This is a genomic window from Paenibacillus sp. HGF5 (assembly GCF_000204455.1).
Classification (GTDB): Bacteria; Bacillota; Bacilli; order Paenibacillales; family Paenibacillaceae; genus Paenibacillus_AQ; species Paenibacillus_AQ lautus_A.
The window spans coordinates 72,824-92,747 of record NZ_AEXS01000096.1 but is presented as its reverse complement, the minus strand read 5'-3'; the positions used below and the strand labels follow the sequence as shown (position 1 = coordinate 92,747).

General features: G+C 50.8%; 15 protein-coding genes. 14 read left to right on the top strand and 1 reads right to left on the bottom strand.

Annotated features, from left to right (window positions below; genetic code table 11):
* Nucleotides 1-175: 175 nt before the first annotated feature.
* Nucleotides 176-1,777, bottom strand: a complete 1,602-nt coding sequence (locus HMPREF9412_RS15340; RefSeq protein ID WP_009592509.1) for a sialidase family protein — start codon at nucleotides 1,775-1,777, stop codon at nucleotides 176-178.
* 131 nt (nucleotides 1,778-1,908) lie between these two features.
* On the opposite strand from HMPREF9412_RS15340, the gene HMPREF9412_RS15335 reads away from it, so the two are divergent.
* The 14 genes from HMPREF9412_RS15335 (at nucleotide 1,909) to HMPREF9412_RS15270 (ending at nucleotide 19,840) form a co-directional block, all read left to right on the top strand.
* On the top strand, nucleotides 1,909-2,964 hold the full coding sequence (locus tag HMPREF9412_RS15335; protein WP_009592548.1) for a GntR family transcriptional regulator: 1,056 nt from the start codon (nucleotides 1,909-1,911) through the stop codon (nucleotides 2,962-2,964).
* A 201-nt stretch (nucleotides 2,965-3,165) separates the two neighbouring features.
* On the top strand, nucleotides 3,166-4,242 hold the full coding sequence (locus HMPREF9412_RS15330) for a GntR family transcriptional regulator (RefSeq protein ID WP_009592542.1): 1,077 nt from the start codon (nucleotides 3,166-3,168) through the stop codon (nucleotides 4,240-4,242).
* A gap of 135 nt (nucleotides 4,243-4,377) precedes the next feature.
* Complete coding sequence (locus tag HMPREF9412_RS15325) at nucleotides 4,378-5,763, top strand: ABC transporter substrate-binding protein (protein WP_009592549.1); 1,386 nt, start codon at nucleotides 4,378-4,380, stop codon at nucleotides 5,761-5,763.
* 92 nt (nucleotides 5,764-5,855) lie between these two features.
* Nucleotides 5,856-6,749 carry a carbohydrate ABC transporter permease gene (locus HMPREF9412_RS15320; protein ID WP_009592471.1) on the top strand — a complete coding sequence of 298 codons (894 nt, stop codon included), beginning with the start codon at nucleotides 5,856-5,858 and terminating at the stop codon, nucleotides 6,747-6,749.
* Between the two features lie 26 nt (nucleotides 6,750-6,775).
* Entirely contained in the window at nucleotides 6,776-7,597 is an 822-nt protein-coding gene (locus HMPREF9412_RS15315) for a carbohydrate ABC transporter permease (RefSeq protein ID WP_441295374.1), read from the top strand.
* Between the two features lie 5 nt (nucleotides 7,598-7,602).
* Nucleotides 7,603-10,071, top strand: a complete 2,469-nt coding sequence (locus HMPREF9412_RS15310; protein ID WP_254664055.1) for a family 43 glycosylhydrolase — start codon at nucleotides 7,603-7,605, stop codon at nucleotides 10,069-10,071.
* A 37-nt stretch (nucleotides 10,072-10,108) separates the two neighbouring features.
* The gene (locus tag HMPREF9412_RS15305) at nucleotides 10,109-11,875 is read left to right on the top strand and encodes a glycoside hydrolase family 2 protein (protein ID WP_009592528.1); all 1,767 of its coding nucleotides are present in this window, start codon (nucleotides 10,109-10,111) and stop codon (nucleotides 11,873-11,875) included.
* A 1,015-nt stretch (nucleotides 11,876-12,890) separates the two neighbouring features.
* Complete coding sequence (locus HMPREF9412_RS15300; RefSeq protein WP_009592460.1) at nucleotides 12,891-13,301, top strand: DUF6157 family protein; 411 nt, start codon at nucleotides 12,891-12,893, stop codon at nucleotides 13,299-13,301.
* A gap of 270 nt (nucleotides 13,302-13,571) precedes the next feature.
* Nucleotides 13,572-14,585 carry a LacI family DNA-binding transcriptional regulator gene (locus tag HMPREF9412_RS15295; RefSeq protein ID WP_009592539.1) on the top strand — a complete coding sequence of 338 codons (1,014 nt, stop codon included), beginning with the start codon at nucleotides 13,572-13,574 and terminating at the stop codon, nucleotides 14,583-14,585.
* 15 nt (nucleotides 14,586-14,600) lie between these two features.
* Nucleotides 14,601-16,040 carry an extracellular solute-binding protein gene (locus tag HMPREF9412_RS15290; protein ID WP_441295371.1) on the top strand — a complete coding sequence of 480 codons (1,440 nt, stop codon included), beginning with the start codon at nucleotides 14,601-14,603 and terminating at the stop codon, nucleotides 16,038-16,040.
* Between the two features lie 68 nt (nucleotides 16,041-16,108).
* Nucleotides 16,109-16,981 carry an ABC transporter permease subunit gene (locus HMPREF9412_RS15285; RefSeq protein WP_009592462.1) on the top strand — a complete coding sequence of 291 codons (873 nt, stop codon included), beginning with the start codon at nucleotides 16,109-16,111 and terminating at the stop codon, nucleotides 16,979-16,981.
* Between the two features lie 8 nt (nucleotides 16,982-16,989).
* Entirely contained in the window at nucleotides 16,990-17,856 is an 867-nt protein-coding gene (locus HMPREF9412_RS15280) for a carbohydrate ABC transporter permease (RefSeq protein ID WP_009592464.1), read from the top strand.
* 22 nt (nucleotides 17,857-17,878) lie between these two features.
* The gene (locus tag HMPREF9412_RS15275; protein WP_009592482.1) at nucleotides 17,879-19,195 is read left to right on the top strand and encodes a CehA/McbA family metallohydrolase; all 1,317 of its coding nucleotides are present in this window, start codon (nucleotides 17,879-17,881) and stop codon (nucleotides 19,193-19,195) included.
* Nucleotides 19,196-19,255: 60 nt separating this feature from the next.
* On the top strand, nucleotides 19,256-19,840 hold the full coding sequence (locus HMPREF9412_RS15270) for a TetR/AcrR family transcriptional regulator (RefSeq protein WP_009592537.1): 585 nt from the start codon (nucleotides 19,256-19,258) through the stop codon (nucleotides 19,838-19,840).
* Nucleotides 19,841-19,924: the final 84 nt, after the last annotated feature.

Here is a 19,924-nt window from a genome sequence, read left to right as displayed (position 1 = left end):
GGAACCATCATGATTGTCAGGCTGACAGGGAAAAGAGGAAACTAAAAAGCCGCTTTAAGCGGCTTTTTTAGTTTTCATTATTCGGGTTCAAGGTTTTATTAGCTGGCGTGTCCCTTTACGACAGTCTGCCAATGTTTGTTTGACCCGGATGGGATTCGGCAAAAGGCTAACTCATTCAGTTCCGAAAAAATTCAACCTGATCGATATCTGCCCACTGGGAAGAGGAGGAGTTCGACACGTAAAACCCGATCGTTGCCTTGCCCGCCGTCACTTGAATATTCGAGATCGTGACAGGCGTCCACGCCGTCGTTACCGGGCAGCCCGTTTGGCGCATCCCGCCGCCATAGTCCTTCACTTCCATGACGCAGCTGTTCTGGCCTCCGCTGCTTCGCATGCGGGCCCGCATCGTATACGTACCGTTATCGAGACCGGTAATGGTCTGGCCGACATACGCGGTTGCAGGCCCGCTGATGCCCGCAAGTCCAACAAAGTATGAGCCTTCCGCGGCGGGAAGCCCGACGCCGTCATTGGCTCCGTGAATCAGAATGCGGTTCGGGTAATCGTCGCCGTACGTGGTCCAGCCAGCTACGTTCGCCGTTTCAAAGCCGGGGTTGTTAACGAGATTTGTCTGCGAAGGAGTAACGGTATAGCCAAAGCGCAGATAGATTCCGCTAACCGGATCAGTCGCGCTCGTCACGGCTGCGACGCGGGTCGAATCGACGGTCATCAGGGAATTCCAATTGGAAGACTTCGTATCGGATACCGGAAAAACGTTGGTTTTGTACTGCCATGTCGCGCCGTTGTCGGAACTGATCATGGTAAACATCGAAGTGTAGGGATCCCCTGTATTGGCGCTGCTCTCATCGGTTTGGAATGCGGTCATCAGACGGCCGTCGGGAAGTGTTACGACAAAGGGAGCGCCGGCTTTTTTGCCGTTGCCGACCGGCACGTACAGCGTTTGGCGTGGAACCGACCAGTTCAAGCCGTCCGGGGATATTTTATATTTAATGACAAAAGGGTGACCTGCAACGTCCGACGCTTCGAATACGGTCATATAGCGGCCGTCTTGCATCCGCGTGATGACCGGCATGCCATCGCGAGAACCGGCGGCAACGCCGTCGCTGACCGTAATCCGGCTGCCCCAGCCGCTTCCGTTCCACGTTTTCATGTACAAATTTTGCCGCCCGGTCGTACCTACCGTCGCCGGACTGTCATCTGCATAAAGAACGGCGATCGTGCCGTTAATCATTTCCAAATGCGGCTCCCATAGACCTTTAAAACTGGAGGCGGTTGAACTTCCGATCAAGCCTCCCGGCAAATCGCTCCAAGTATACCCGCCGTCGACGCTCCGCCGGACGTTTAGCTGGATATCATAGGTCGAGCCGCTCTGCACGACATGACGGTAGGCTAACCAAATTTCACCGCTCGGCAGCCTCAACATTTGTCCGTTACCCACATTGCCGGCGCTGCTTGAAACGGCCGTAACCGGATTGCTCCAAGTGTAGCCGCCGTCCTGCGTACGGGAAACCACGATACGGGTGTTCCCTCCGCCGGCGTTGGTGTCAAACGATACGAGCCATTCGCTCGGCGTTAGTTTGAGCAGCCGAGGATACCATACGCCTCCTGAAGGCGGCGTATAGACAGTAATCTTCTGCGAAGCCCATGCCATACCGGATGAGGCCGCATGAGCCGGCGACAACGGAAACGACGTTAAAGCAAGCGCAAGCATCACGATAAAGGCAAGCGGTTTCTTCCAAAAGCGTTTGTTCCGTTCCATAAGCAACAATCCTTCCAATCCAGATTAGAAAGCGCTTTCTAAAATGGATTGTATCGCAGTTAGTATAAATTAAGATATACTAAATATATATTATTTTTCAGTTTGGACAGTCGTAAAAAGCGAGGTATGACATGGAGCATCCATTATATAAACAAATACAGAACGATATACGGCGCAGTATTCAGAGCGGCGAGCTTCCGGCAGGTGCCTTGGTACCGTCGGAGAAGGAGCTGGCGCAGCGGTACGGCGTAAGCCAGATCACATCCAAAAACGCGCTCAACGGTTTGGTGGAGGAAGGTTTACTGGTTCGTTACCGGGGAAAAGGAACCTTTGTCCGGGAGCAGGGTTCTTCGGAAGTGCAGCAGCCCGGGAAGGACATGAAAAAGACGATCGCGATCATATTGCCAACGATGAAAACCAAGATCGACCAACAGCTGCTGGACGGCCTGGAGCGCTACTGCGCGGAAAGAGAATATGATCTGTTGATCCGTATCTCACGCGAATCGCAGGAGGTAGAATCCCGGGCGATCGAGCAGTTCCGGGAACGGGGAGTCGACGGCTTTTTGATATTTCCGGTCGAGCAGGAGAGCTACAATAACGCAATTTTACGCTTGTCGCTGGACCGGGTACCCCTGGTGCTGGTCGACCGTTTTTTGAAGGAAATCCGGACCTACAGCGTCAGCTCTGATAATTACGAGGGCGTACGCGAAGCTATATCCGGTTTGCTTGCGGAGGGGCACAGGCGCATTGCCTTCCTGTCGCCGGAGATTACGAATTCGGTTACGGACGAAAGAGCCAAAGGCTTCGAAGCCGCATTTCTGGAGCAGGGCTTGCCGATAGACAAAAGGTTATGGTGCTTGCTGGATTTGGTTACGATTCAGGAGGGACACGGACCGCAGGAGGTCCTTCGTTTTCTGCAGGGCTGCAGTGATGTAACCGCGGTCTTTTGCGTGAATGCGGAGCTGGCCCGCTATGCCCATTACGCCATGCGGGAAATTTGGCCGGCGACGGAGAGAAAACCGCAGCTCGCCGCCTTTGACGATCCGGATATTGAAGACATTCCTTATATCCGGCAGCAACCGGACGAAGTATCCCGGCGTGCCGTCGATCTGCTGTCGGAACAGCTGGCCGGCAAGCACGAGCCACGAAGGGAGGTCGTCCCGGTCCAATGGGTTTGGCCGGAATGATCTGTTCATCAAGAATCCTTGCTAGAACTATAAGCGAAATATTCTCATGAAAACGGTCTGAACTTCGTTCAGGCCGTTTTTTCTTTTCCATATTTTTAAGGCAAAGCGCTGCTCTGTTCAGTTTTTTTATTTACAATTCGAAAGTTGTATTATAATAATATACTAAATATACTATTTACAATATAAAGGTTGTGATGCGCGTTGAAATCGTTGCCGCTATACAAAAAAATCCAGGAAGACATCAAGCGGCTGATCGCCATCGGCAAGCTGCGGGAAGGAGACCGGGTCCCTTCCGAGAAGGAATTGTCCGAACGTTATCGCGTCAGTCAAATTACAAGCAAGAACGCGCTGGTCGGACTCATGGAGGAAGGCTTGCTCGTCCGGATCCAGGGCAAGGGTACCTTCGTGATGAGCAGGCCGGAGAACGCTTCGGCACTCGATCAGTTGGGCGAATGGACGGCAGGTCCGGGCAGAAGCGGGCGGATCGGCCTCGTACTGCCCACGATGAAAACGAAAGTGGACCAGCGATTCTTGGACAACATCGAGAAATATGCGACCGCCGCCGGTTTTGAACTGATGCTGAGAATTACGCGAGAATCCCAGCTCGAGGAGTCCAAGGTCATCTCGTCCTTCCTGAACCAGGGAGTGGACGGCATCATCATTTTTCCGGTTGAAAACGAGACATACAATGATTCGATTTTAAGACTGTCGCTGGACCGTTTCCCTTTTGTCCTGATCGACCGGTTTTTGAAGGAAATCAAGACGTACAGCGTAAGCTCGGACAACGTAAACGGTACCAAGGAAGCCGTAGAGTATTTAATTAACAATGGCCATTCGTCCATCGCGTTCATCTCACCGGAGATTACGAATACCGTGACGGACGAGAGAGCCCATGGGTTCGAACAGGCTTTTCTGGAACGCGGGATGTCGATCGACAAAAGCTTATGGTGCCTAATCCCGTTAGAGGAGATCGCCTCGGGCAACTCCGTCGATAAAATCAGGGAGTTTTTAGACGGCAATCCCGAAATTACCGGCATCGTTACGGCCAATACGGAGCTTTGCCGAAGTGTTTATAAAGCGGCGGTTGCATCCCGAAAGCGCGTACCGGAGGATCTCGAGCTGATTACGTTCGATCCGCCTGATTTGCCGCACGTGCCGTTTATCCGCCAAAACGAGGAGGAAATGTGCCGCCTGACCGTGGAACTGCTGATCGAGCAAATTGAAGGCGCCTTTGAGGCGAGAAGGGTTATGGTGCCGGTCATGCTGGTAAAAGAATGAAAAGTTCATCCGCAAAGCCGATGAAAAACCACTAATTTTATAACAAATATAGTATATAAAATTATAATAATATAAGTTATTATGATTCCGTAAAGCGCTTACAACAAATTCTTTTTTAAAGAAGAGGGGGATCGCATGAAAACGAAGAGCAAATTTGCAGGTATGGTGATGCTGCTGCTGGTGTTCGCGTTATCCGCTTGCAGCGGGGGCAGCAATGGAACAAACGGAGGGGCTTCTTCAAGCAACCCGGACGCGACAAAGCCAAGTCAGGAAGCCTCCACTGGTACGGACCAGAAGGAACCCGTCACGATTGAGTTTATGGGACACGGCAATCCGAACGAAAAAAAGATTTTCGAAAAGCTGATCGCTTCCTTCGAGGAGAAATATCCGCACGTTACCGTTAAATACACTTCGGTGCCGCCGGGTGAATACTCGCAAAAGATGACGACGCTGATCAGTTCAGGCAAAGTGCCGGACGTATTCTATGTCGGCGGTCCGGAATTTTACCGTTTCGCCGAAGCCGGCACCCTTCTCAACATCCAGTCTTACCTGGATCAAACGTCGCTCTTTAATTCCGATAACGTATGGAAGCAGGCAATGGATCGCTATCGCTACGATGGAAGCAAGGTAGGAGCTGGTGACTTGTATGGGTTGCCAAAGGATGTAGGTCCGTGGGCTTTTGTCTACAATAAAGATTTGTTTGACAAAGCGAATGTGCCGTATCCTTCGGCCAAAGCCGGGGAATGGACATGGAATGATATGCTGGAAGCAGCCAAAAAGCTGACGGTCGACAGTAACGGCGACGGAAAGCCAGATCAGTACGGAGTAGGCGCATACAGCCTGGAGTCTGCGGTATGGGCGAACGGTGGAGAATTTATCGACTACGAAACCGGAACGGTAAAAGTGAACGAGCCTGCATTTTACGAGGCGATGCAATTTGTAGCCGACCTGAACCAGAAGCATAAGGTCAGCCCGAATCAGGAAGCCGAGCAAGCGATGAATGCATATACCCGCTTTATTAACGGTCAGCTTGGCATGTTCGCGATGGGCCCATGGGATCAACCTGCATTCTGGGAGCTTCCTTTTGGCTGGGATATTGCGGCGTGGCCGGCAAGCCCGAACACGGGACAGACGGCAACCTGGCTTGGCTCGATGGGATTTGCCGTATCCGCGAAATCCAAGCACCCGCAGGAAGCCTTCGACTTGGCGGCATTCCTGTCTTTGGATGAGCAAGGGCAGCGAGAAAACTACCAGCTTGGCCAAGCGGTTCCCAACTTGATCAACATGGCAGAAGGCGAATTTAAGGAAATGGACAAAGGACCGCAGACGCGCCAAGTCTTTCTGGACATTATCCAAGATTACGGTCGTCCTAACGTCATAGCCTTCTCAAAGGACACGCAATGGTACGATACGTTTAATCAGAACGCATACAAAGTTTGGAACGGTGAGATGTCAGCGAAAGACTTTACGGCGCAGATCCAGCCGAAGATGCAGGAACTGTACGACAAAGGCAATAAATAATGAAGCAGGCGGGGCGCCAGCCATAAATATTGGCGCCTCCGGCCATACCGAAACGTCCTGTCAATCGAATACTGGCGAAGGTGGAATGGAATATGGGTACCAAGCTTGGCGGGTATCGCAGAAGAGAACTGGCATGGTTGTATTTGTTCGTCGCTCCGCCGGTTCTCGGGTTTCTTTTGTTCGGCCTTGTGCCGATCTTGTTCTCGATATATATCAGCTTTCACAAATGGGATATGTTGTCCGACCCGCAGTGGATGGGACTCTCTAATTATAAAGAGCTCCTTAGCGATGAAAAAGTGTTCAAATCGATTTACAACACAGTGTTTCTAATGATCGGCATTCCGATCGGCATGGTGCTGTCGCTCTTGCTGGCGATTTTGATGAACCGCAAATTCGCGGGCATCTCGTTCATGCGGACGATCTATTACCTTCCGGTCATCTCGCCGATTATCGCGGTATCACTGTTGTGGCAGTGGATATTGAATCAGGATTACGGGCTGCTGAACAACTTCCTATGGGAGGTGTTTGGGATAACCGGACCTAACTGGCTGGGCAAGCCGGAGTGGGTGAAGCCTTCCCTCATCCTGATCGGGCTGTGGGGCGGCATCGGCGGAAATATGGTGCTGTATCTCGCGGGACTGCAATCAATCTCCTCATCGTATTATGAGGCTGCCGAAATCGATGGCGCCGGGGCATGGCACAAGCTGACGCGAATTACGATTCCACTGCTCACGCCGATCCATTTTTTCGTCATCGTTATGGGCCTCATAGGCGCATTCCAGTCGTTTAGCCAAATTTACGTGCTGGCGGTAGACGGCGGACCGGAATACAGTGGCGCCACGGTGGTCTATTATATTTTCCAGCATGCGTTCCAGTACTTTAACATGGGTTATGCCAGCGCGGTTGCCTGGGTTCTGGGCATTATTATCTTTATCGTCACGCTGGTTCAATTCAAGCTATCCAATCGATGGGTTTACCAAGACTAGGGGGGAAATCTGTGAATCGAAAAAAAATGACGGACCTCTGGTCATTGCTGTTGCTGCTTTGCGGTTCGATCTTTATGATCGCACCGTTCATATGGACGATCTCGACTTCGTTAAAGGATAAGCGAAACGTATTCGAAATTCCTCCTGTGTGGATTCCGGATCCGATTTCGTTCAGCAACTATACAAAGGTGTGGCAGGAATCGCCCTTACTTCACGGATTCATGAACAGCTTGATCATCGTGGTGATTGTTCTGACCATCGGCATGCTGGTATCCGCGATGTCGGCTTATGCATTCGGTAAATTCCAGTTTCCATACAAGGGCGTCCTGTTCATGGGATTGCTCGGAACGATGATGATTCCATATTCGGTCGTGATGATTCCGCAGTATGTTGGTTTTTCCAGGCTCGATTGGGTGGACACCCTGCTGCCGCTCATCGTCCCGGGTCTGTTCGGCAACATCGTCGTCATTTTTTTCATACGGCAATATCTGCAAAGCGCGATGCCGACGGAATTGATCGAAGCGGCGAAGATCGACGGCTGCAGCTTTCCGGGCATCTTCTTCAAAATCGCGCTGCCGATCATGAAGCCGGCGCTCGCCGCCCAAGCCGCCCTTGGCTTTATGGGCATCTGGAACGATTTTCTCGGCCCGCTGATTTACCTGCATACGCCCGAGAAGCAAACGATTCAAGTACTGATTGCTTCCATGCAGGCGATGTACATCGGCCAGTCGGATTATCCGATGATCATGGCCGCAGCCATCATTGCCATGGTGCCGGTGATTATCGTGTTCTTTTTCTGCCAAAGGTACTTTATCGAATCGATGGCAATCAGCGGAATCAAGGGGTGAGGCGCATGCCGATAAGAATGCCGCGCCTGTCAAAAATCGCATGTTGTATCGGAGCGTTAGGTTTAGCGGCCGGATTGGCATTGTCGGGATGCGATACAATCACGAAACCGGAGGCGGTCGATATGGAAATATACAATGAAATGTATGCCAATCCCTTTCCGTCGTTGGAGGAAGAATGGGAGGATTACGGCAACGGGGATCCGTATGTGCTGCGGCATGACGGCAGCTATTATCTGTATGTGAGCACGAAGGATCATCGGACGGGAATCAAGGCTTGGGTGTCGGACAATCTGGTCGATTGGAGCTATGCGGGTCTTGTGACGGAAGATCCCGTATCGACCGGGGCCTATGCCCCCGAAGTGATCTACTCGAACGGGTGGTTCTATCTGTACACTTCTCCTGCGGGAAGGGGACATTACGTGTTCCGAAGCGAATCGCCGACAGGCCCGTTCGAAAGAATCTCCGAGAACGTCGGGATGAGCATCGACGGCTCGGTGTTTATCGACGATGACGGCTCCTGGCTGTTTACCCATGCTGGTACGTCGGGCATTGTCGGCGTTCCGATGGAAGGACCCGCCGAATTCGGCGTCGGTCAGACGATTCCCGGGCCCTATCTGGGGCATTGGACGGAAGGATCCATGATCATCAAGCGGAACGGTACCTATTACATGACATATACCGGCAATCATGTATTCAGCAAAGGCTACCGCATTCATTATGCCGTGTCGCATGATTCGCCGCTAGGCCCATACAGCATTCCGGCCAACAATCCGCTCGTCATCAGCACCAAGCCGGACTTTTACGGGCTCGGCCACAGTTCGACGGTGATGGGACCCGATCTGGATTCCTATTATCTTGTCTATCATAACTTGACGGGAAGATCCCAGGAAGGCCCGCCAGTCCGTCGCATGAACATCGACCGTCTGGTATTCAACGGAGACAAGATGGAGATTCTGGGTCCTACGAATTACGATCAGCCTATCCCGAGAGGGCCCGTCTTTGCCGATAGGCTGGACGCAAATGCCATTGATGAGAACCGGTGGGAATCGGCGAAATCGGATGAAGGCGGTCGAATCATCAGCAAGGCGAGCACGGATCGCATCTATACGGCGGAATATAACCTGGTGCCGTCGAAGACGCGGGTCGCCGCATTGTTTGCCTATGAGGAGGCCAACCGTTTTGGGTTCGCCGAAATCGATCCTGAACTAAACCGGCTATCCTTGGGCAGGATGGACGATGGCAACCGTAAAGTGCTCGGCACCGCGGAGCTTCCGGAAGATTCGGATTGGTCGAAACTGCACACGATTCGTATCGAACGAGGGAACGAGCGGCTTCGCATTTACCTGGACGGTATTCTGAAGCTGGATGAATCGGCGGAACCGTTCGGACCTGGCCATATCGGGTATCAGTACGATGAAGGCGCTCCGGGATTGTCGTATACCGCATTCTCGAATCAAGCCGACGGCAGCAGTGACTTCGAAACGGCCAAGCCGCTTCCCGGCAGCATGGAAGCCGTGCATTATCTTAGCGGCGAAGGCAGAGGATATGCGGTCCGCCAACCGACGGAAACCGCCGTTTGGCGTCAATCGGACGGAACCGAGATCCGGCAGGCGGAGGATGGGAGCTATTCGGCTGCGCTTACGGAAAAAGGCGACTGGCTGCGTTATGCAGTCAACGTTTCGGAATCCGGCACCTATGCGCTGGACTTGTCGGTCAAGGCTGACGCTGGGCCGGCAACCTTTAAGCTGCTCGTGGACGATCAAAAAGCCGGAAGCTTTAAAGTTGACAGCAGTCATGACGCCAGCAGCGAGCCCTGGATTAAAATTCGGGTTGGATATCTAAAGCTAGAAAAAGGATTACATAGCCTTGCGATTCAATTGGACAACGGGCAGCTAGAGTGGAAAACGATGGATTTCGAGCTGGTCGATGAACAAACGTTCGAGGTAGAACGTCTGCTGGAACAAGCAAGCTCAGAGGATGTTCACGGACCATGGATCGAAACCGCCGGCAGTTATGCCGGAGCAGCCGATGCCGATGCCAAGATGTACGGAGGCAGCCGTCTTTGGTCCGACTACCGCATCAGGACGACCGTAACGCTGGGCGATGATCCGTCCGGTCAAGCGGGCGTACTCTTCCGGGTGACAAACGAGTCGGATTTCAGGGATCAAGTGAGCGATTCGCTGATGGGATATTTTCTCGCGGTTACCGCCACGAAACTTGAACTGTACAAACATAATTACGATTCCGAGCTGCTTCAAAGCATCAAAATGGAGCTGGAACGGAACAAGCCCGTCAGCTTGCGCATCGAAGCAGTTCACGGCACGATCCGCGTCTTCGTAGAGGATGGAGAAGAGCCTGTCCTGACGTATGACGATCCCCAGGCCTTCATGCAGGGGAGGGTCGGCATTCGATCGGTTCATGCCGAACAGATCGGGCTTGGCGATTTAACGGTAGAATCCATAGGAACCAAATAGAAACGATAAACTAACAGAAGATGGAGAGTGGAACATAATGTCTAGCTCGCACAAATATATAAAGGACTATCCCAGACCTCAATTGGTACGCGAGGAATGGGTAAATCTGAACGGGGAATGGGATTTTCGCTTCGACGATGCTCTGGAAGGAGAAAGCGCCAAATGGTACGAACGCCTTCAGGCTGACCGTAAAATCACGGTGCCTTTTGCGTATGAAACGAAAGCAAGCGGCATCGAGGATGAAACATTTCATCCTTGCGTATGGTATGAACGAAGTGTAGCCGTACCTGCGGAGGTAGAAGGCAAACGGATCATTTTGCATTTTCAAGCGGTCGATTACGCGGCGACCCTGTGGGTCAACGGCAGCAAAATCGGCATGCATGAAGGCGGATACGCGGCCTTTTCCTTCGACATTACGGAAGCAGTCGAGTATGGACGCGAGAACAGGATTACCGTACAAGTCGTGGACGGCAACAGCTGCACGCAGCCGCGCGGCAAACAGCGATGGATGAAGGACAACTTCGGGTGCTGGTACGTGCAGACGACTGGAATATGGCAAACCGTATGGATGGAATACGTGAATCCAATTCACATCAGCCGGGTGAAGATAACGCCGGAACTGGAACGCGGGTCGGCGAATTTCGGTTATGAACTGGGCAATGCCGCGCACGGCTACGACGGGTTAACCCTCCAGACCATCATCCGGTTTGACGGGAAGCTGATCCGTTCGAGTGAAACGAGCGTGGAACGCGGAACGGTAACGGTGGATGTGAGCGTCGTAAACGAAGCTGTGGGCGAATGGAAAGTCAAGCCGTGGCATCCGAACCATCCGAATTTATACGACGTCGAGATGATTCTGAAGCAAAACGGAAAGCCGATCGACACCGCCTATTCTTATTTCGGCATGCGGAGCATTCGGATCGCGGGGGATCAAATCATCTTGAACCATACGCCGATTTATCAGCGTCTGCTGTTGGATCAAGGATACTGGAGCGATACGCATTTGACCCCTCCGTCGGAGGAAGCGCTGCTGGAAGACATCGACAAAACGATTGCACTCGGCTTTAACGGCGTGCGCAAGCACCAGAAGCTGGAGGATCCCCGTTATTTATATTGGTGTGACCGCAAAGGATTGTTGGTGTGGTCGGAAATGCCATCGACTTACGAATTCGGAGACGATGCGGTCGAGCGGTTCACGAAAGAGTGGATGGACGTCGTCCGGCAGCATTACAACCATCCTTCCATCATCACCTGGGTACCGTTCAACGAGTCTTGGGGAATTTCCGATATATCGACCAATCGCAAGCAGCAGCAATTTACGGAATCGATCTATCATCTGACCAAGGCTTTCGACCAGATGCGGCCAGTGATCGTGAACGACGGCTGGGAGCATACCGTTTCGGATATCATTACGCTCCACGATTATGAAGAAATCGGTGCTATGCTGGAAGAGCGGTATCGGGACAAGGATGCGCTGTTAGGCAACCAAATCGCGCATAATACACATCGTTATCCATTCGCGCAGGGTTACGGCTATCGAGGCCAGCCCGTCATCATCAGCGAATACGGCGGCATCGCTTTTACAAGCGAAGAGGGCTGGGGCTACGGCAATCAGGTTCGCAGCGAGGATGAATTCCTGAAACGGTACGAAGGAATCACACAAGCGATCAAGAATTTGCCTTATGTGTGCGGATTCTGTTATACGCAAATTACGGACGTGCAGCAGGAAGTGAACGGCTTGCTGACGGAAGACCGCAAACCGAAAGTAAGCGTAGAAGCGATCCGAAGCATCAATCTGGCATGATTCTGACATAATTCGATTGAAACATTCGTTTTTGATTTGTTCGGAATAGGATTAGTTTTTTTGAGAGATATAGGTATGCAAAGAAGCTGTAGGGACCCGTCAATCGACGGGTCTTTACAGCTTTTCAACACGTTGGATTCTATTTTCCATACGAAGAGAAGGTACATGCAATAGAACTTCAGGGGGTGACATATAGAAGGGAGGGGCTTTTATGGATACAAGTTAAGAGTGCGTATGAGATTTCTACGTATATTCAACCAACGTGTTGGATATGAAGAAGTTAGGTTTGATAAGATGGTTATTTGGATAAATACATGGGGTTCTTCTAACGGATGAACTGAGCTAACGTTAATAATAGCCTATTTTCATGCTGGAATTAAAAATGGGCTGGGTGCACTGATGCATGCGGACAGTAGATCCGCTATTTCCCCAAAAGTGTACCCAATTGAAGGCTTGGCGGACACAGTATCCGTTATTCACGGCTTTGTCCTGTTTTTGCGGTGGTATGCTGGGCAATAGCGGAACCTGTGTCCGCATAACCTTCTAATTAGCACGTATGCATGATAATAGCGGAACCTGTGTCCTCTTATAATTAGCACGTTTGCATGATAATTAGCGGAATCAGTGTCCGCATGCTGTTAGTCTAACAGCTTCTCCCTCATAAAAATCCTCCTAAAACATCATTGGTTTCAATCTTGGGAATACAAGAAGGCATGTCGTCCATCAATGCGCCTTAAATTATAGATGCACTCACGGTGATTCACCATTTAATCGTATTCATTTAACGTTGACCGATACACCCGAGAATGGCGTTACAATAAATTACATTACTATCCAAAAATCGATTTCCATCAAGGAAACTCGCATGCAATGCAGACGGTAGAACTAACTTATGTAAATCAGCGAACGCTTCAGCCACGTCTAGGGACTACCACTCCAAACCCAAAGAGGATATGATGTTGTTATCGGAAGGTTTGCCCGAGAGGACTAAAAGTAATGGAGGTCATTCTTACATATGAAAGACATGAATGAATACGATACCTTTATTCAAATAGCCGAAGACTGCCCTGTCAGCGAGGCTGTCATTCCGAAAGCAAAAGGCGAGTCTAAGACCATACCGGTGATTCAGTATGAGATGCTATCGAACCACCCATACCGATACACGCAAGAGGATGTGTTGTTCGAAGTGTTTGCTGAGCGCAATCATATCTCGGAAACGGAAAGGGAAGCCGCTCGCGAGAAGTTTTTTTCGAAAGGGCAGCCTTGTCTCCGAACCTCGTCCTTAGGAAAGCGCTATGGCTGGGGGATTCATCATGACGCTGAAGGGAAAGTCGCGATCTATGCTGTAGAGTCAGACGAATACCTCAGATTCATGAACGATAACAGCATAACTCAATGTAAAGCGATGCGCTCAAAGAAAGCCTAGGGGATGCACCGGAAGGATAAACTTTAACGGTAACTGAACTCAATTAGGAAGGCTTTCTATCATATACGTGCATACCAAGTCGCCTGATAGGCGGCTTTTTTTGTTTGCCAAAAAGAAACGAGTTTCATTCCAAAGATTTAATTTTCAATTAACAAAAACCTGCATTCTATTCAATTATTCTTTTTTAAAATCAATCACGTAGGGTTATTAAACCGGTTTAATGATCAAGCGCAATCCATCAGAATCTGCTAGAGAAAGGAACAATGATAGATGGCTACCATTGATGACGTCGCCAGAATGGCTGGAGTTTCCAAGGGGACCGTGTCCAGTGTGTTCAGCAAAAAAAGGCCGATCAGCCAACAAGTGACGGAACGGGTACTGGAGGTAGCCCAAGAGCTGGGATATTTTCCGAATCACCTGGCCCGGAGCCTGGCGATCAAGCGAACGATGAGCATCGGCCTCAAGATACCTCTCCCGCCTGATGGGACGATGACGGCATTCGATACTCAGCTGATAAACGGTGTCATTAAGGAATGCTCCAAGCAAGGGTACCGCCTAGTTCTGGACACCTTGCCCGAGCAGGAGGATCCCACATTATATTCGCAGGATCCTGTCGATGGCGTCATTCTGCTCAACCCCCGGAAAAATGATTTGCGAATTCAACGGTACCTGATGATGGGCACTCCTTTAGTGCTGGTGGGGCGGTCGGACCCTTATGACGATACGATCAGTTACGTGGATAACAACAATACCAACGTGGCTCAACAGGTTGGAGATTATTTGCTCCGGGGCGGACATCAAACCGTGCTCTTCCTGAATGCATCCTCCGATATGACCGTGTCCTATGATCGAAAACATGGCTTGGCGGAGGCATATAGCCAACACGGCCTGCCGATGCCCGAAGAGTATGTGGTGTACTATGACCACAAGCTGCATGCTAACGGCACGGAATACGGATATATGTCCATCATGAACACCTATGGAAACATGAACTATACGGCAGTCATTACGGATACGGATCGAGTGGCGCTTGGCGTGCTGAGGGCTGCCAGGGAGCTGGAAATCGAGGTGCCTGATCAGCTATCGGTCATCGCTCTCAGCAATGATGCTATTCTGGCTCAGGATATGAATCCAAAGCTGACATCCGTGGAATTGTCGGCAGAGGCGCTCGGAGCGGAAGCAGCCAAGCTGTTGTTCGAGAAAATAAGCGATAAACGTATCCACAGGCAAATCATCATACCCGCACAGCTGGTTGTAAGGGAATCCTGCAAATTTCTATCATAACGACACAATGAAGGAGTGGTTAGCTTGGTAAAAAGAATCAAGATCATGAGTGCAATCATGGCTGTATCTCTGTTCGGCGGGCTGCTTGCGGGGTGTTCCCCGAACGCAGGCAGCAGTACACAGGAAGGCGGCAATACCGCGTCCCAGGCTGCATCGAATGCCGAAGAACGCACGCTCAAAATCATGACGGGTGTCATCGGCGGCAAAACGCCTGAAGAGAACACGCAGTTCGAGCAGGAAATCGAGCGTCTAACCGGTATCAAGGTAACGATGAACAAGCCGGCGGCTGACTATGACCAGAAGCTGCTGGCAGCCATCGCTTCCGGGGAAAAGTTCGATCTGCTGCAGATCAGCAAAGAAAAAATGTCCACTTTCATTGATCAAGGAATCCTTACACCGTTGACCAATCAAGTGAACGGCTCCAAGGTGCTTTCGGATCCCAATGTCATTCCCGCCAAGGAGTGGGAACAAGTCAAGACGAAGGATGGTGAGATCTACGGCGTGTTCACCAAGTACCAAGGCGGAACGATGCCGATCGTTCGCAAGGACTGGCTGGACAAATTAAATCTGTCCGAGCCTGAAACCCTGGACGATTATTACAACGTCCTCAAAGCTTTCACCGAACAAGATCCGGACGGCAACGGCAAGAAAGACACGTACGGACTCAGCACGGCCGGCATGTACGAACTGCAGGGCTTCTTCAGCGCCGCAGGCCTGAAACAACGATACGTGGAAACCGCTGACGGCAAGCTGGACGTTCCGTATTCCACGGATGCGGCCATCCCGGTTTATGAATGGCTGAACAAGCTGTTTGAGGAAGGCATTCTGGATCCGAACTTCACCACGAATGACACCGGTAAAATGCGCGACCTATTCCTTGCGGACCGCGTTGGCATGATTACGTATTGGGACGCTTGGGTAGGCATGCTGAACAACACGCGTCATGAACAAGACCCGAATACGGAATTCGAAGCGAAGGGCTTGCCTGGTGCTGCCGATGCAAACGGCAACCACATGCTGCGCAGGGGCGATCCGGACGTATGGGTTATTCCCGTGAATGCGGAGCATCCGAAAACAGCCTTCGAATTCATTGAATGGTGGCATTCGGAGGAAGGGATTACCCTGGGCAGTCTAGGGATCAAGGATGTGGATTACACGGTTGACAACGGCAAGTATACGCTGACGCAAACCGGCAAAGAGCATGCTTCCGACCATGGCGTTCCTTTCTGGTACAACCGTAACGTCGAAGCGCCTTTCGGTAAACTCCCGGGCGTGCAGGAAGCGCAGGATCTCGTCGATCAATACGCTGCTTTGGAATTAACGCCTTCCCATTGGGCGGATGCCGAGAAGATCATCAATGAACATTCCTTCAAAGCGATCATGGGCGAGGTGCCGGCAGCCGACGCCGTAAAGAAAATGCGGGAAGCACTGAAAGCCGGCGGGTATATCGATTAAAGCTTTAAGAGCGGGGGCGGTGATTACGCCGCTCCGTCTTTATTTTTCGATCATGGTGGTGATATTCCGTGAAAGCCATATTCAAATACAAAACCCTATATTTTATGATGCTTCCCATCTTGGCCTATTTCCTCATCTTTTCCTTTTATCCGCTGGCTCGGGGACTAGCCATCAGCTTTCAAGATTACCGGCTGATCGGAGACCGGCCCTTTATCGGTTTCGATAACTATCTGAGGGTACTGAAGGATCCGGTGTTTTGGGAAGTTTTTCAGAATACAATTGTGATCGGAGCCGGAGGCTTTATCATCAACTTCTTTTTGCCGCTGATTCTTGCGCTCTCCTTAAATGAAGTGGCTTCCGCCTGGTTCAAAAAAATGACCCAGATGATCGTCTATTTACCTCATTTATTCTCTTGGGTGGTCGTAGGGGGGATGTGGATTCTGCTGTTGTCTCCGGATACAGGCATCGTAAACCAGATCATTCAGCTATTCGGCGGCCAGTCGGTCGGGTTCCTCTCTTCGGATCGTTATGCCCGCATCGTCATGATCCTTACTTCAGGTTGGAAGGAGATGGGGTATACCTGCATTATGTATTTGGCCGCCATCGTAAACATTAATCCCTCGCTGTATGAGGCTGCTAGCATGGACGGCGCCAGTCGATGGCAGAAGGTCCGTTACGTTACCGTTCCGATGCTTCGTTCCACCATGAAAGTGGTCATCATGTTAAATGTATTGGGTATCCTGCGTTTATTCGATCAAATATTCGTGATGAGTAATGGCGCCATTGCCAAGAAAGTTGACGTCATTATGATGTACACCTATCAAAAAGGGATATTGGAATTTAGCGTTGGACCTGCAACGGCGGCCGGCTTCCTGGTGATTTTGGCAACATTCACGCTGACGTATGTAACAAGAGCGGTGATCCGCTACGATGAAGGGTGAGTCGGTATATGAAATCGATGAATAAAATAAGCCTGCCTGGCCGTTTGTTTGATACGATCAATGTTCTGTTCCTCCTTTTGCTCGTTTTAACTATGGTTATTCCGTTTATAAATACACTCGCGCTTGCATTCTCATCCAATTTTGCTTCCATGCAGCCGGGGATCGTACTCTGGCCCAAGGAATTCAGCCTCGAGGGATTCTCCACCGTATGGAACCGCATGAAGCTTTATTTGCCTTTTACGAACAATGTCATTGTGACCGTTGTCGGTACCTTAGGTCATGTCTTCCTAAGTTCCATGGCGGGCTATGTCCTGATACAGAAAGGTCTTCCCGGAAAAAAGTGGATGTTATCCGCGATCCTGCTGACGATGATGATTCCAAGCGAGGCGATCATGATCCCGCTGTATATCGTGAATCAGGATTTAGGACTGCTTAACACGCTGTCCTCATTGATACTTTCGGGTTTCGTCTCCGGCTTCAGCGTCGTGCTCATGCGAAATTTCTTTTTGAGCGTTCCCTACGAGATGTCGGAATCGGCCCGGATCGATGGTGCGGGGGATCTTCGGATCTTCTTTACGATGTATTTGCCGCTTGCGAGCGCAGGACTGGCAACGGTTACGCTGTTTGAGTTTGTCAGTCGCTGGAACCAATTCACGCCGGCTGTGCTCTATATTAACGACTCGTCCAAATATACGCTGCAAATCGCGCTGAAATCGCTCATCGTCGATACCGATTCGACCTCGAGCAATTTCATGATCACGACCAATGTCCGAATGGCGGGGATTGTCATTGCCTTGCTCCCGCTCATCATCATCTACCCATATGTGCAAAAATATTTTGTCAAAGGAATGTTTGTCGGCGCAAATAAAGAATAGGCAGAGAAGAGGAGGAAGCAATATGGCACAACTCGAGCGGAAGATCAGCACATCGGTTTTCAAACGATACATTGAGCATTCGGAACAAAGCTCGTACATTGAAATTCCGTTCCAAATGCCACCGGATGTCGAAGAAATCCACGTAAGCTTTCTGGTGGATTCCCATGGCGGCGCCCCCGCCGAAGCGGTTATTGATCTAGGAATACGGGACGCGGAGATAGTAAGAGGCTGGAGCGGAGGGGCTCGTCAGGAATTCAATATCGGTCCGAATACAGCCACTCCGGGTTATCTGCCCGGACGGTTGGCGACAGGAGAATGGGCTATTCTCCATAATGCCTACAAGGTACCCGCTCAGGGTTGTTTGGTCACGATTGAAATCGAATTTACCTACAAGACATGGCGCTGGTTGAAGGGAGACCTTCACACACATAGCATTCATAGTGACGGCTCTTATACGCTGGAAGAAAATGCGACCATCATGGAAAGCCTGGGCTGCGATTTTATGGCTATGACCGATCATAATACGAGCAGCCAGAACCTTGCTTATCCGAGAGGGACCTCTGTGCTTATGATACCGGGTACGGAGTTTACGACGAATTATGGTCATAGTAATTTCCTTGGCGTGACGAGCGCCATGGATGATTTTCGCGTATCGGGCATATCCGATGTTCGCGAGAAGTTTCGAGTCGCCCGCGAGCGGGGGGCCAAGATTGTGCTGAACCATACGCACTGTGATCACTGCCCGTGGGAGTGGGATTTCGATGTGGATTACGACGGGGTAGAAATTTGGAACGGGCCATGGAGAGAGCACAACAGACGCGCGCTTTCTTGGTGGCAGGAACAGCTTGTCGCAGGGAGACGCCTGGTAGCCGTAGGCGGAAGCGATGTGCATCGCCCGGATTCCTATGTGAAGCATGCGATGCCATGCGTATGGGTCTGGACCCATGAAAAAACGGTGGAAGGCGTTCTAAACGGTATTAAGGATGGCCGCGTCGTGATTACCAATTCGCCTGACGGCCCTTTTGCCAACCTTCAGTGCGGTGACTACGGCATTGGTGATGAAGTGCCATATGAGCAAGCCGGTCACGAGGTGGTCGTTCAACTGGATGATTTAATGGCGGGCGATCTGATTCGCCTGTACAGCGAGCGGGGTCTTGAGGAAGAAACCGCTGTGGACTCGGAAGGTGGAGTTATACTAACGTTTGACGCTAAGCATAGAAGCTTCTTACGGGCAGAGGTTTGGCGGCAGTTCGGACAGGCGGCTGGCATGTCGATGGCGGCCGTGACAAACCCCATCTATTTTGCTTCGAATGGAGGTACGGTGAAAATAACGGATTAAAAAATACTGGAATGTTCGTTCCAGATAGTTTATACTCGTGTTGAGAAGGAGGAGGTATGAATGGGACGGACCAAAGAATTTGACCGTGAGCAGGTGCTTCGCAAAGCGATGATCGTTTTTTGGGAGAAAGGGTACGAGGGGGCAAGCATACCGGATTTATTGCAATCCATGGAATTAAGCAGATCCAGCATGTACGAAACGTTTCAGGATAAACAGACGCTTTATTATGAGGCCATCCAGCAATACAAAAAAATGTCGCAAAAAAAACGCGATCTGATGAACCAAGCCCCTTCTGCGATCACCGGGATCCGCCAATATTTTGAGCTGCATATCACGAACGCGTTTGCGACGCACGGTGAAGCTTATCCGAACGGATGTCTGATTACGAACGCTTCCGTGGGTCTGGATGCCATGGATGAGCCCTTGCAGAATACGATTCGCCAGAGCTTTACGGAGCTCGAGCAGCTGTTCTACGAGAAATTAAAAAAGGGTCAGGAAACGGGCGAAATTTCCCCCGAGAAAGACATAAAAATGTTATCGTTCCTGCTGCTTAATCTCAATCACAGCATCAACGTGATGGCCAGGATCCAAAGCGACAGCGATAAGGTCCGCGGCATGATGAACGCCGTTATCGAGTCGCTGTAAAGCTTTTTTTCATCATTACGGAACGATCATTCCAATTGATTCCTCCTTGCTTAAGCATGGAGGGGGAATGTATTCTCATTTTGG